At 56.8% G+C, this 13974-nt stretch carries 11 protein-coding genes, 1 other RNA gene and 1 pseudogene; 6 read left to right on the forward strand and 7 right to left on the reverse strand.

The genetic code is table 11. The features are described from left to right. Window positions 1-7: 7 nt before the first annotated feature. The 3 genes from sufA to DEO48_RS03600 form a co-directional block, all read right to left on the reverse strand. Complete coding sequence (gene sufA / locus DEO48_RS03585) at window positions 8-376, reverse strand: Fe-S cluster assembly scaffold SufA (RefSeq protein WP_008500631.1); 369 nt, start codon at window positions 374-376, stop codon at window positions 8-10. Between the two features lie 313 nt (window positions 377-689). After that, the gene (locus tag DEO48_RS03595) at window positions 690-1418 is read right to left on the reverse strand and encodes a MerR family transcriptional regulator (protein ID WP_088544766.1); all 729 of its coding nucleotides are present in this window, start codon (window positions 1416-1418) and stop codon (window positions 690-692) included. Window positions 1419-1606: 188 nt separating this feature from the next. Then, a complete protein-coding gene (locus DEO48_RS03600) occupies window positions 1607-2827 on the reverse strand; it encodes a diguanylate phosphodiesterase (protein ID WP_023311325.1) in 1221 nt (406 codons plus the stop codon). Between the two features lie 337 nt (window positions 2828-3164). Here DEO48_RS03600 and ycgZ point away from each other — a divergent pair, with 337 nt between their 5' ends. The 4 genes and pseudogenes from ycgZ to fdhF all read left to right on the forward strand — a co-directional run bounded on the left by ycgZ (window position 3165) and on the right by fdhF (window position 6377). Next, window positions 3165-3404 (forward strand): regulatory protein YcgZ, encoded by a 240-nt coding sequence (gene ycgZ / locus DEO48_RS03605; protein ID WP_023311324.1) that lies wholly within the window; start codon window positions 3165-3167, stop codon window positions 3402-3404. A gap of 4 nt (window positions 3405-3408) precedes the next feature. Continuing rightward, a complete protein-coding gene (locus DEO48_RS03610) occupies window positions 3409-3729 on the forward strand; it encodes a hypothetical protein (RefSeq protein ID WP_059446642.1) in 321 nt (106 codons plus the stop codon). 28 nt (window positions 3730-3757) lie between these two features. Further along, window positions 3758-4036, forward strand: a complete 279-nt coding sequence (locus DEO48_RS03615; RefSeq protein ID WP_023311323.1) for a biofilm/acid-resistance regulator YmgB/AriR — start codon at window positions 3758-3760, stop codon at window positions 4034-4036. A gap of 191 nt (window positions 4037-4227) precedes the next feature. After that, window positions 4228-6377, forward strand: a pseudogene (fdhF, locus tag DEO48_RS03620) (formate dehydrogenase subunit alpha). Window positions 6378-6465: 88 nt separating this feature from the next. Here the strand turns inward: fdhF and DEO48_RS03625 are convergent. The 3 genes from DEO48_RS03625 to DEO48_RS03635 all read right to left on the reverse strand — a co-directional run bounded on the left by DEO48_RS03625 (window position 6466) and on the right by DEO48_RS03635 (window position 10209). After that, window positions 6466-6660 carry a YdiH family protein gene (locus DEO48_RS03625; protein WP_003857766.1) on the reverse strand — a complete coding sequence of 65 codons (195 nt, stop codon included), beginning with the start codon at window positions 6658-6660 and terminating at the stop codon, window positions 6466-6468. 85 nt (window positions 6661-6745) lie between these two features. Next, the gene (menI, locus tag DEO48_RS03630) at window positions 6746-7156 is read right to left on the reverse strand and encodes a 1,4-dihydroxy-2-naphthoyl-CoA hydrolase (RefSeq protein WP_023311321.1); all 411 of its coding nucleotides are present in this window, start codon (window positions 7154-7156) and stop codon (window positions 6746-6748) included. Continuing rightward, a complete protein-coding gene (locus tag DEO48_RS03635; RefSeq protein ID WP_109844394.1) occupies window positions 7153-10209 on the reverse strand; it encodes an FAD-binding and (Fe-S)-binding domain-containing protein in 3057 nt (1018 codons plus the stop codon). Before DEO48_RS03635 ends, menI begins: the two co-directional genes overlap by 4 nt. A gap of 199 nt (window positions 10210-10408) precedes the next feature. On the opposite strand from DEO48_RS03635, the gene ydiK reads away from it, so the two are divergent. Beyond that, window positions 10409-11524 (forward strand): AI-2E family transporter YdiK, encoded by a 1116-nt coding sequence (gene ydiK / locus DEO48_RS03640; RefSeq protein WP_033145295.1) that lies wholly within the window; start codon window positions 10409-10411, stop codon window positions 11522-11524. Between the two features lie 209 nt (window positions 11525-11733). After that, window positions 11734-11841: antisense sRNA RprA (gene rprA, locus DEO48_RS03645), an RNA gene on the forward strand. 5 nt (window positions 11842-11846) lie between these two features. Here rprA and DEO48_RS03650 read toward each other — a convergent pair. Then, window positions 11847-13974, reverse strand: a 2128-nt coding sequence (locus DEO48_RS03650) for a glycoside hydrolase family 3 N-terminal domain-containing protein (protein ID WP_109844395.1), incomplete at its 5' end; no start/stop codon positions are given.

A 13974-nucleotide genomic window follows, 5' to 3' on the forward strand; every position in this document is an offset into this window, starting at 1 on the left:
GTACCGCCTATACCCCAAAGCTTTCGCCGCAGCCGCATTCGTTCTGGGCTTTCGGGTTATGAAATTTGAATAACTGGTTTAAGCCTTCGCGGACGTAGTCCACTTCGGTGCCGTCAATAAACGGCATGGCCTGCAGCGCGACGTACAGTTTCGCGCCGTCCGTCTCGAACACCAGGTCATCTTTCTCGGGTTCGGTGACGGTATCGAGCACGTAGCCGAAACCTGCGCAGCCGGTCTGTTTGACACCCAGGCGCACGCCGAGGATCTCGGGCTTTTTCGCCACCAGCTCGTGAATATGTGCCGCCGCCGCTGGCGTGAGCGTTAAGCCGCGCCAGGCGAAATCGGCAGGATTAAAGGTTTCTGAATGCAGTTCCATAGGTCCACCTCATCTGATAAGCCATCAGGGCATAACACCATGTTAGTGATAACGATTATCACTTCAACCCTCTGTTAGCAGGGGCATTCGGCTAAAGCGCCCTTTTTGCCTGGTTTTATTAAGCATAGACCCTGTGAGAGGATGCAGTCAGGATGGATGTATTTGTTCAATGCATTGATTAATAATGCATTTCGTCGCGGCATTCATAACGAAGAGAAGAAAAGTAAAATATGCATCGGAAATGCCTATTTTTGAGATAGATTTTGCACAGAAAATGACAAAAACAAAAAAGGCCCTTAAGGCCTCTTAATACTCAATGATGAAATGCGACAGCAAATCCCTGTTCACGCCAGTGGTCGAGCTGTTCCTGCTGGCGAGGCGTTGGGGATTTCCCCGTCCAGACGAAGATTTTTTGCCCAGGGAACAGTTCAGGACGCGGCGAATCAATAGGTTCCGCCAGGACGTCAATGTGCCAGCCCTTCTGCGCCAGGCGCGCAGCTTCCAGCCACAGGTGGGTGCGGTCATCGCATTCCCAGCCAATCAACAGTGCGTCTTTACCGGCTTTCTTGCGGGACTCCGCCAGGCTTGCAATCGCGAATTCAATCAGAACTCCGTCTAACAGGCTTGCCATGTGACGCACGGTATTTTGGTCCTGGTTCATGCGCTGACGGACGGGAGAGATAATATTGTCTATCAGCGCGTCTATCGCGTGATCGCGGCGGAACTCGCCAATTTTGGCACGCAGCTTTGCCGGGCTGGCGTAACGCAGAACGGTCATCATCTCTTCCTGGAATGAAGCCCAGTTGCCCTGCGTCAAAACTTCTTTGTTTTCCAGCAAGGCTTTGACTTTTCCGACCGAGACGCCGCTTTTCATCAGGCGTTTGATCTCTTCGATACGCAGGATATCTTCATCGTCAAACTGACGATGGCCCCCTTCGCTGCGCTGCGGCTTCAACAATCCATAACGGCGCTGCCAGGCACGCAGCGTAACGGGGTTGATACCGCATCGTTCGGCCACTTCGCCGATACTGTAATAGGCCATTAACTCCCTCACGCTCAGAACTTCCATACCTAACTGCACCAACCTTATCAGATTGTACACACTATTTGTATAACTAAGACCGCATTTTGAACCGGTGAACGGGGTTCTTTTCCATCCACCTGTTAATACATTGTTGTATAAAATTTGCCGTTCGTACAGTTAACTCTGCCGGATTGTGTACAGCTTTATCAGAATTCGAACTTTTTCTCCGGCCACGCAATCGCGGGAATACCGCCGTGTCGCGGGCTGGCAAAAAGATGCCCCTGGAACTGGGATATTCCCGCTGACTCCAGCCACATCCACTCTTCAGCCTTCTCTACCCCCACCGCGCAGAACTGGATCTCAAGCGAGGCACAGCATTTGATAATCGCCTGGATAATGGCCTGTCGGGGACCGCTTTTATGCACGTTTGCGACCAGATCGCGATTAATCTTAATTCTGTCCGGCTGGAACTGAGCCAGCAGCTGTAACCCGGCAAATCCGGCACCAAAGTGATCGATCGTCACGCTGATGCCCGCGCTTTTTAACTGCCTGACCGAATCCGTGAATTCATCGAATCGGGAAATGGCTTCGCTCTCGGTAAACTCCACCACAATTTGCTCGGGTACAAACCCATTTGCTTCAATGGCGGTGAGCAGGAAATCAACGGCGTTGGGAATGTTGACCAGCGTCATCGGCAGCAGGTTAAGGGATAACGTCTGGTCCTGTAGCCCCAGCGCGCTGGCCATTGAGAGCGCAACCTGCTTGCTTTGTAAATCCGAGGCATACACGTCGTCACGCGGCAGACTGGCGAAGTAAACTCCCGGCGCGCCGCCGTCAGGCGTGCGGAGAAGCGCCTCCCAGGAGACGACCTGCTGCATAAACGGATCGACTATCGGCTGGAACGCGAAGCTGCAATCCGCCCCTTTCGCGACCACCTCGGGCTGTGCGGACAAGCGCGTCTCTTCGCGCACGAATTCCCAGGAATCCGCAGGAGGCAGTTCAAAATAGTTCGCTTTTTCCGTGGCCTCGACAAAGGTGCGGAAAAACTGCAGCGGGCGGTCGTTATACGTCAGCTGATAGCGCGTCGTCCCCCTGTTGAGCACCTCTTGCAGCACTTCGTCCCTGTCGAAGTGGCGCAAATCAAAGAGCTCCATGCCCACGTTGCCAAAACGCCGGACAGGTCCGTGATCGCGCATCAGCTCCACTACGTTGTGGTGGCGAGGGTCGTTGCAAATCTGCTCATAGATGGCAGAAACGTGTTCCACTGGCCCTTCAAGCAGCTGAAAAAAATGTGTGCCATTAAACAGCAGGATCCCCGTGATATTGGATTGCTGGTTTTTACTATTTGCAGCAGCAACCATGACTTCCAGCGCTTTCACTGGAACGTCCTCGCAGATATGACTGCGGTAAATGATGGTGGTGAGCATGCGATTCCTGGGGTTAGGGGTTTGGCCACAAAAGAGGTGGATAAGGTTCATTTATAGCACATTAATTGCCTGACAAATAATTTACATCTCAACCGTTTACGGCAATTTAAGAAACGTTTTTCCTGGCTGTACAACTTAACAGCCCTCGACCATTTTGTACAATATATCCTGTAATATTACCTCTCTACCACACAAACACAAATTACTGAATATAAAGAACTTTATAAAATATATCGAAGAAATATTAAAAATCTGTACATTTTAGATGTACAGATTTGGAAATTATGTATACCTTAAATGTAACGTTACTGATTACAAAATTTTACAGGAGCGAAACATGCAGCAGAAAGGTTACGTCGCAGATTCCGCAGCAGCAATCGCACAGTACTTCGAAAAAGCCGTGCTTCCTACCCAGCAGGAGACGCTGGGCCAGGTGGTTGTTGAAATTCTCAGCGACGGGCGAAATCTGAATCGCAAATCGCTTTGTACAAAATTGCTCAGCCGCCTCGAAAAGGCCGATGGCCCGGAAGAGGAAGAGCATTACCACAAGCTGCTTGGTCTGCTCTTCGAACGGTAAGGATATGAAGAGCAGTAACGCAGACAAACTGATCGACACGCTTATCGGCGAAGCCGTTCTCTCTCTTTTGAAAGAGCGGGGACCGGTAACAACCGAAGGATTGCTTCAGCGTCTGCGGATCATGAAAGAACATGAAAAGGATCCCCGGCGGCGGGAGACACTTGCGGTGGTGATTGCCGAGATCGGCTCAAACAGCACCGCCTTTACACGTCGCAGAACCGCGCAAGGACGAACGAAAAGAGAGGGACCTCTCAACGATAACCGGGACAATGTTGTGCCGTTGTTTGGAAGTGGAAAACCGTCCGATCCAAAGAAAATACATTGACTGCAATTAACAGCTACGGTGAGAACAAATGAGACAAAATATTCAGCTTCAACCCGAGTACCACTCTGCTTTTTTAGACAGTGCGCTGTCGGAATACTTCCGTCACGCAGGCGATCGTTTTGCTGAAGAGTCCGCTGTTTTTTCTACTGCAGTACGCTGTGTTCTGGCCTCCGAAGGTCATCTGTCCAATAAAGCGATTATCCTCTGGCTCATTCAGACGCTGGAAGCCACTCACGACGTGGTTCAGGCGGATGTGATTCGCAAAACGCTGGAAATTGTCGTGGGCTACACCATGGACGACCTGTAAATTCACGGCCATTCATCCTGCTTTCGTGTCATCGTCAAAACTGACGAATGTTCTGACGATGACACGCGCCTTCCCCGCTTGACACCCTGTTAAACCAGCAAAGCCAACCTGGCACGGTTCCTGCTTACCTCTGCTTACGGGACTGGGTTTTCCAGTCAACTTTGCTTCATTTCTTAACAGGTCTGTTATTGATGAAAAAGATCGCCAGCGTCTGCCCCTACTGCGGTGCAGGCTGTAAATTAAACCTTGTCGTTGAAAATAACCGTATCATCCGTGCCGAAGCCGCAGAAGGCGTCACAAACCAGGGCACCCTGTGTCTGAAAGGCTTTTACGGCTGGGACTTCCTCAACGATACCCGTCTGCTCACCCCGCGCCTGACCCAGCCGATGATCCGCTACCATAAAGGCGAGGCATTCACTCCCGTTACCTGGCAAGAGGCTATCCGCTACACCGCGCACAAACTCAGCAGCATTAAAGCGCAGCACGGGCCGCGGTCGATCATGACCACCGGATCCTCTCGCGGAACCGGCAATGAAACAAACTATGTGATGCAAAAATTTGCCCGCGCGGTGCTGAACACCAACAACGTGGACTGCTGCGCGCGCGTCTGTCACGGCCCTTCCGTGGCCGGTTTACAGGAGACGCTCGGCAACGGCGCGATGAGCAACTCAATCAACGATATTGAAAACTCAAAATGCCTGCTGGTGTTTGGCTATAACTGCGCGGACTCCCACCCCATCGTCGCCCGGCGCGTGCTGAAAGCGCGGGAAAACGGCGCAAAAATTATCGTCTGCGATCCGCGGCGCATTGAAACGGCGCGCATTGCCGACCAGCATCTGCAGCTGAAAAACGGCAGCAACATGGCGCTGGTAAACGCCTTTGGCTACGTGCTGCTGGAAGAGGAGCTCTACGACAAAAGCTACGTGGCGCGCTTTACCGAGGGGCTTGAGGCCTATCGCCAGACGGTGAAAGACTATGCGCCAGAGACGGTTGAGCATCTTACCGGCATTCCCGCCCGCGACGTTCGTCAGGCAATGCGCACCTTCGCGGCGGCCCCTTCCGCCACCGTGATGTGGGGGATGGGCGTGACCCAGTTTGGTCAGGCCGTGGATGTGGTTAAAGGGCTTTCCAGCCTGGCGCTGCTGACCGGCAACCTCGGGCGCCCTGCCGTCGGCGTCGGGCCGGTGCGCGGACAAAACAACGTTCAGGGCGCCTGCGATATGGGCGTTCTGCCGAATATGTTCCCGGGCTATCAGGATGTGACCGATCCGGCGGTCAGGCAGAAGTTTGCCGATGCCTGGGGAATTGACGTCAATAAAATGGACGATCGGGTCGGAACGCGCATTACCGAGGTGCCCCATCTGGCGCTGGAAGGCAAGGTCAAGGCCTACTACATCATGGGGGAAGATCCGCTTCAGACCGAAGCCGATCTCGGTCTCGTTCGCAGCGGTTTTGAGGCGCTCGACTTTGTGGTGGTTCAGGACATCTTTATGACCAAAACGGCAGAAGTGGCGGACGTCCTGCTTCCTGCCACCTCCTGGGGTGAACACGGCGGCGTCTTTACCTGTGCCGATCGCGGGTTCCAGCGTTTTGGCAAAGCCATTGAGGCCAGCGGCAACGTGAAGCGCGACTGGGAAATCATCAGCCTGCTCGCCACCGAGATGGGCTACCCGATGCATTATGACGATAACCAGCAGATCTGGGATGAGATGCGCGAGCTGTGCCCGCTCTTCTACGGCGTGACGTATGAAAAAATGGGCGAGATGGGCCACGTGCAGTGGCCGTGCCCGACGCTGGATCATCCGGGAACGCCGTACCTGTATAAAGATAATCAGTTCGACACCCCAACCGGTAAAGGGCAGCTCTTTGCCGCCCCGTGGCGCGCGCCGGCGGAAACTCCGGACGCGGATTTCCCGCTGGTGCTGTGTACGGTGCGTGAAGTGGGGCACTACTCCTGCCGCTCGATGACCGGGAACTGCGCCGCGCTGCAAAGCCTGGCCGATGAGCCGGGCCGGGTGCAAATGAACCCAGCCGATGCGGAAAGGCTGGGCATCTCGGAGGGCCAGCTGGTCTGGGTGCGTTCGCGTCGCGGCAAAGTGATTACCCGCGCCAGCATTAGCGAGCGTATCAACGCCGGGGCGGTCTATAGACCTATCAATGGTGGATTGGCGCCTGCAACGAGCTGACCCAGGATAATCTCGATCCCATCTCCAAAACGCCGGAAACGAAGTACTGCGCGGTGCAGCTGGAGGCGATTGAGGACCAGCGCTGGGCGGAGGATTTTGCGGCGTCGGCGTATCAGTCAATGAAGTCGCGGCTTATTAACGCGGTGAATGTTTGAAGACAATGCCGGGTGGCGTCACCGCCGCCCGATACTGAATTTCAGACACAAAAAAGGCCGCACTCGCGGCCCTTTTACTCTCATGTACTCAATGGACGTGAACGCCCAACCGCCAGGCAAAGTAGATCTCTTCTTTCAGTTCATTCGAAGAGAGCGCCAGCAAATCTGTAAATTCCAGCTCAAGCTGTTTCAGCTTTTTCAGGTACTGCGCCGGAGACAGGTTGCTCTTATCGCGACGTAAATATTCAATTGCCAGCTGTGTTGGGGTTATTTCAGTATCCATGATGTCCTCGCTTATGTACAAAACCTGACCAGTATATCACAACAGACTGGCTAGTTTTTGACCAAAGGCAAAACATCTGAAAACTTTACACAACCGCCGTGGTCAGCCGCGACGAGCAGCACAGGCGATCCTGCTCATCGAGAATATCTATCTGCCACACCTGATGGCGGCTTCCGGCGTGCAGCGCGCGGCAAACACCGCGCACGCGCCCGCTGCGCACCGAGCGAATGTGGTTAGCATTCACCTCAAGACCGACAACCTTCTGCTCTCCTTCGGTACAGAGATACCCCGCCACCGAGCCCAGCGTTTCGGCCAGCACGACGGAGGCCCCGCCGTGCAATAAACCAAACGGCTGGTGGGTGCGACTATCGACCGGCATGGTGGCCTCAATTTCATCGTCGCCAATGCGGATGAACTGGATATCCAGCAGCCCCACCATATTCCCCTCGCCCATGGCGTTCAGCGCCTGCAGCGTGACGGCACGTTTCCAGATCATCCAATTATCTCCAGTAAAGCCTGCAATGGGTGACGCACACCGTTACCTTCTACCCGTTTTACCTGGCTGCGGCAGGAGTAGCCCGTCGCCAGACAGCGGTTTCGCGGCAAACGCTGCATCGCCTGATGCCAGGACAGCTCATAGATGCCGAGCGAGTTGGCGTGGTTTTTCACTTCGTGTCCGTAGGTTCCGGCCATCCCGCAGCAGCCTACGTTGACGCTCTCCAGCTTCGCACCGAAGCGGGCAAAAACGGACGCCCACTGCGCGGGGGCACCCGGCAGCGCGGTCACTTCCGTGCAGTGGCCGAACAGATACCACGGTTCACCGCTGACGTCCTGAACGGCCTTATCTGCCAGCGCCACCGGAAGCCACTCGTGCACCAGCATGACGTTAAAATCGCCGCGCTTATCGCCCAGCGTCTGCTTATATTCATCGCGATAGCAAAGCACCAGCGCCGGATCGACGCCGACCATCGGTATCCCGAGCTGCGCCACGCGGTTTAAGAAGTCAGACGTTTTCTGCGCGGTCTTCGCAAATCGCTTCAGGAAACCTTTAATGTGCTGCGCCTTGCCGTTGGGAGAGAACGGCAGAACCACCGGCTGGTAACCCACCTTCTCCGCCAGACGGACGAAATCGGCCACCACCTGCGCATCGTAGTAGCTGGTGAACGGATCCTGCACCACCAGCACCACCTTTGCTTTTTGCTCCGGAGCGAGCGCCTCCAGCTGTTCGAGGGTCATGTTCGCCGAACGGTGGCCGACAAGCTGGCGCTGCAGAGACGGGACCGACAGCAGCGGGAGATCGACCATGCCGATGTGTTTTTCGGAGAGCTTGCGCACCAGCGGCTGGTTGATAAAGAAGTTGAAGGTCTTTGGCGCCCGCGCCATCAGCGGCGCGTAGCTTTCCACCGTCGCCACCAGATGGTCGCGCACCGGGCGGAGGTATCGGGTGTGGTAAAGCTGCAGGAAGCGCGAGCGAAATTCCGGCACGTCGATTTTAATCGGGCACTGGGTGGAGCAGGCTTTACAGGCCAGACAGCCGGACATCGCCTCTTTCACCTCGTGGGAGAAATCGTACTCGCCCTTGTTGGCATGCCAGCTGTTGCGGGTGCGCTCAATCAGCGAGCGCAGGCTGGCCCGTTTTTCCGGCAGCTCCTGCTCCAGCTTGAGCGGATCCACCCCGCGGTCGGCCAGCAGACGCAGCCACTCGCGCACCAGCGTCGCCCGCCCTTTCGGCGAATGGATGCGGTTGCTGGTGATTTTCATCGACGGGCACATCGGGCTTTTCACATCAAAGTTAAAGCACAGGCCGTTGCCGTTGCACTCCATCGCGCCGCGCCAGGACGAGCGCACCGCAATCGGGATCTGCCTGTCGTACGTGCCGCGCTTGACGGCATCCACCTGCAGCATCGGGGCATCAACACCCTCAGGCGGGCAGATTTTACCCGGGTTAAGGCGGTTATGCGGGTCGAAAGCCGCTTTCACCTTACGCAACTCCGCGTAGAGCTGTTCGCCGAAGAATGCCGGGCTGTACTCCGCGCGGAACCCTTTCCCGTGCTCTCCCCACAGCAGGCCGCCGTATTTGGCGGTTAAGACCACCACGTCGTCGGAGATCTGCTTCATCAGGATCTCCTGCTGCGGGTCGCACATGTCCAGCGCCGGACGCACGTGCAGTACCCCGGCGTCGACGTGGCCGAACATGCCATAGCTCAGGCCGTGGCTGTCCAGCAGGGCGCGAAACTCAACGATATAATCCGCCAGATGCTCGGGCGGCACGCAGGTATCTTCGGCAAAGGGAATGGGCTTCGCCGCCCCTTTCGCATTGCCGAGCAGGCCCACGGCTTTTTTACGCATCGCATAGATACGCTCAATCCCGGCCAGATCGTTGCAGAGCTGCCAGCCGATCACGCCGCCTTCACCCTGCGCAATCAGCTCATCCAGACGCTGGCAGAGCGTGGTAACCTGACGCTCAATCAGCTCCGCATCATCGCCGGCAAATTCCACGATGTTGAGACCGAGCATCTCTTTGTCCGGCACGTCGGTAATGAGGTCGCTCACGGAGTGCCAGACAATATCTTCCCGGGCAAGATTGAGTACCTTAGAGTCGACGGTCTCCACCGACAGCGCCTGCGCTTGCACCATAAACGGCGCATTGCGCAGCGCGGAGTCGAAGGAGTCATATTTGACGTTCACCAGACGGCGAACTTTCGGCAACCGGGTGATATCCAGCCGCGCTTCGGTAATAAACGCCAGCGTCCCTTCGGAGCCGGTTAGCACGCGGGTTAAATCAAACTGGGTCAGGTCATCGTTAAAGACGTGTCGCAGATCGTACCCGGTCAGGAAGCGGTTCAGCCTGGGGAATTTATCGAGAATAAGCTGGCGGTTGTCGCGACAGCGTTCCAGCACGGTGCGATAGATACGACCGCTGGCGGTGTTGTCTTTGCCCAGCGTTTCCGCCAGTTCAACCGGCATCGGCTGGGTATCGAGAATATCGCCGCCCAGCAGCACCGCACGCACGCCCAGCACGTGATCGGAGGTTTTACCGTAGACCAGCGAGCCCTGCCCGGAGGCATCCGTGTTAATCATCCCGCCAAGGGTCGCGCGGTTGCTGGTGGAAAGCTCAGGGGCAAAAAAGTAGCCGTACGGCTTGAGATACTGATTAAGCTGATCTTTGATGACGCCCGCTTCGACCCGCACCCACCCCTCTTCCGGGTTGATCTCAATGATGCGGTTCATATAGCGCGACATATCAACAATGATGCCCTGGTTCAGCGCCTGACCGTTGGTCCCGGTGCCGCCGCCGCGCGGCGTAAAGACCAGCGAGGCAAACCGCTCCTGCGTGGCCAGCCGGGCGATAAGCGCGACGTCGGCCGTTGAACGAGGGAAAACCACGGCATCGGGAAGAAGCTGGTAGATACTGTTATCGGTCGCCATCGTCAGCCTGTCGGCATAGTTCGTGGCGGTATCACCTGTAAAACCCTGTTGCTCCAGTGCCTGCAAAAAATTAAGCACCAGCTGAACGACGCCAGGTGCCTGAGAAATCTGTGGGATCATGACCGTCGACCCTAATTAGAGTTGTATGAAATCGTTTGCGTGTATCTTAAAAGTTTTATCACATTTTTTTCTTATAATCTCTGCTGAATTACAGGCAGAATTCGCCTGTTAAAAACCGCTGAGATCATTAATGATTAAAGAGACGCGGTTTTCCGTTCCCGCCAGTCGTACTGGCGTTCTTTTAAGGAAAGTTTCATTTATGGTCAATCTTCGCCAGCCCAGGGATGTTGCGCAAATTTTGCTGTCGGTGCTGTTTCTGGCCCTCATGATTATTGCGTGTCTGTGGATTGTTCAACCCTTTATTCTCGGCTTTGCGTGGGCTGCGACCGTTGTCGTTGCCACGTGGCCTTTGCTGCTGCGCTTGCAGAAGCTGCTGTTCGGCCGCCGCGGGCTCGCCGTGCTGGTCATGACGCTCCTGCTGTTCCTGCTGTTTATTATTCCGATTGCCCTGCTGGTGAATAGCCTGGTGGATTCCAGTGGCCCGGTTATTCGCGCCATTAGCAGCGGTGACCTGACGCTGCCAGATCTCGCCTGGCTGAACAGCATTCCGCTGGTGGGCGCCAAACTCTACAGCGGCTGGCATAGCCTGCTGGAGATGGGCGGCAGCGCGCTGATGGCAAAAGTCCGCCCGTACATTGGCACCACCACCACCTGGTTTGTCGGTCAGGCGGCGCATATCGGCCGCTTTATGATGCACTGTACCCTGATGCTGCTCTTCAGCGCCCTGCTCTACTGGCGCGGCGAGCAGGTGGCTTTAGGCGTTCGTCACTTTGCCACCCGCCTGGCGGGCAAACGCGGTGACGCCGCGGTACTGCTGGCCGCACAGGCCGTGCGCGCGGTTGCGCTGGGCGTGGTGGTCACCGCGCTGGTGCAGGCGGTGCTGGGCGGGATCGGTCTGGCAATTTCCGGCGTACCTTACGCCACCGTGTTCACCGTTGTCATGCTGATGACCTGTCTTGCACAGCTGGGACCGCTGCTGGTGCTGGTCCCCAGCATTATCTGGCTCTACTGGACGGGCGATACCACGTGGGGAACGGTGCTGCTGGTCTGGAGCTGCGTGGTTGGCACCATGGATAACGTGATTCGTCCGATCCTCATCCGCATGGGTGCAGACCTGCCGCTGATCCTGATCCTCTCCGGGGTCATTGGCGGATTGATTGCCTTTGGCATGATTGGCCTGTTTATTGGCCCAGTGCTGCTCGCCGTCACCTGGCGTCTGTTCTCTGCCTGGGTGCATGAAATTCCGCCGCCGGGAACTGACCCGGACGTGATTTTGAGCGAACTGGAAGAGCTGGAAGAGAAGAACACTCATTAAGGTATGCTGCCGGGTGGCGTTAACGCTCACCCGGCCTACACTCTCCCGCATGATACTTAAACGCTGCTAAAGTATTTATTCGTTGCTCACTGGTCAGACCCGCCTTTTCAGCAGTAAGTCTACTAATAACCTCAAGAATTCTTTACGTCTCTTTAACTATTGAGACGAATCCGATCGACGCTAAATAACACAATGCCTACTATTAGCACACGGTTATAAATCAACACCTTGATTTATAAGCATGGAAATCCCCTGAGTGAAACAACGAATTGCTGTGTGTAGTCTTTGCCCATCTCCCACGATGGGCTTTTTTTTATCCTGACTACGCGCGTCTGACCTCACAGGTACTGAGCATCCGCCACTCAGCAGGCAGCACCCGCGTTTCTCCTGTCGCATTGACCGTCACCGCCTCGCGGATATCCGCCGACGATGCGCCAACCTGGAGCTCAAACTCGCCCGGCTCAACGATGCGTTTTCCGTCGCGACGGGTGAAGTTGAACATCTCAATCGGCAGCGTAAAGACGAGCGTGGCGGTTTCTCCCGGCGATAGCGTGACGCGCTGGAAGGCCTTCAGCTCCTGAAGCGGCCGCACCTGGGTGGCGACCTTATCCCTGACGTAAACCTGCACCACCTCGCTGCCGCTGCGCTCCCCGGTATTGGTGATATCGACACTGAGTATCACCTCTCCGTCGACCGGCACGCTGCTTTCGGCGACGCGGGCTGCACCCCAGCTAAACTGCGTCCAGCCGAGGCCGAAGCCAAACGGGTAACGCGAACCGAAATGGAACGCAAACGGCGTACCGCCGCTTTTGAGCTTGTGATTGTAGTAATACGGCATCGCCCCGGCGCTTTTCGGCACGCTCACCACCAGGCGACCCTGCGGCTCCGCGCGTCCGGTTAACACGTCCGCAATCGCCCAGCCCCCTTCCTGCCCCGGCGCCCAGGCCATCATCAGCGCCGCGACCTTGTCTTCCAGCCCCTGCAGGTTGTATGGACGCCCCCCGGTCATCACCACAATCACCGGTTTACCGGTGGCGACCAGCGCTTCCAGCAGCTGTTGCTGCACGCCCGGCAGGTTCAGGGAGTCGGTATCGGAACCTTCCCCCACGGTACCGCTCTGGAACAGCCCGGCGAGATCGCCCACGCAGGCCACCACCACGTCACTCTCCTGCGCGGCGTTCACGGCCTCGGGGATTAGAGTGGTACTTTGCGATACCGGTGACTGCTGCATCGGTTTGCCGCCGCTGTCGCCCGGGAAGACCGGCGCGCCCGCCATCCGTTTTTCGATGATCTGGCACCCTTTGGCATAGCGGACGTTCGATGCACCGAGATACTGCTCCAGCGCCGCGCGCGGGGTCGTGACCTGCGAGGTCTCTTCCACCATATCGCTGATGATCAAATGCACCGGGAAGCTGTAGCCGCTCAGTAACGCCAGCGGATCGTCTGCCGTCGGCCCCACTACCGCGACCCGAGGTTTGCCGCCGAGCGGTAAAATGCCGTTATTTTCCAGCAGCGTGAGCGATTTCGTCGCCACCTCCCGCGCGGCCCGGCGGGTCATATCGTTTTGCAGGTCGATACCGTTTTCATCCGCGTACGGCTTTTCAAACAGGCCAAGGCGGAATTTTTCCGTCAGCGTACGCGCCACGATCTCATCGACCTTCGCCATAGAGATCAGCCCGCGCTCTACCGCTTCCGCCAGATGCCGCGCGCAGTCATCTTTCGGCAGCTCAACGTCCACCCCGGCGTTGAACGCCAGCGCGGCAGATTCCGCCGCGTCGTGGGAAATCCCGTGGTGCTGGTGCAGCAGGCTGACGCCGCCGTAGTCCGCCACAATAATCCCGTCGAACCCCCACTGCTCGCGCAGGACGGTGGTCAGCAGGAAGCTGTCGCTGTGCCCCGGCTGGTTATCAATATCGTGGTACGCGGGCATAACCGAACCGGCGTTTGCCAGCTTGACAGCCATTTCAAACGGCAGCAGGAAGGTGTCGTTCAGCTCGCTGAACCCCAGGTGGACCGGCGCATGGTTGCGCGCTCCCTCGCTGAACGAGTGCCCCACGTAATGTTTCAGAGTTGCCAGCAGGTCGCGCTTATCGCCCTGTAAACCCTTCACGTAGGCGGTCGCCATCACGCCCACCAGCCAGGGATCTTCCCCGAAGGTCTCTTCGGTTCGCCCCCAGCGCACGTCTCGGGACACGTCCAGCACCGGCGCAAGCCCCTGCTGGCAGCCGACGGAGCGCGCCTCTTTGCCGATCTGCTCTGCCGCCCGCTGCACCAGCTCCGGATCCCAGGTCGAACCGTAGTTCAATGACGACGGGAACAGGGTGGCGTCTTTACACAGCAGCCCCACCAGACACTCTTCATGGAACAGCGCCGGGATGCCGAGCCGCGTCTCTTCCATCATCATGCGCTGCAGGCGGTTCGCGGCGCGCACGCCGGGTTTCGCGTCGACA

The sequence above is a fragment of the Enterobacter sp. CGMCC 5087 genome, from assembly GCF_003144775.1.
GTDB classification, from domain to species: Bacteria; Pseudomonadota; Gammaproteobacteria; order Enterobacterales; family Enterobacteriaceae; genus Enterobacter; species Enterobacter cloacae_M.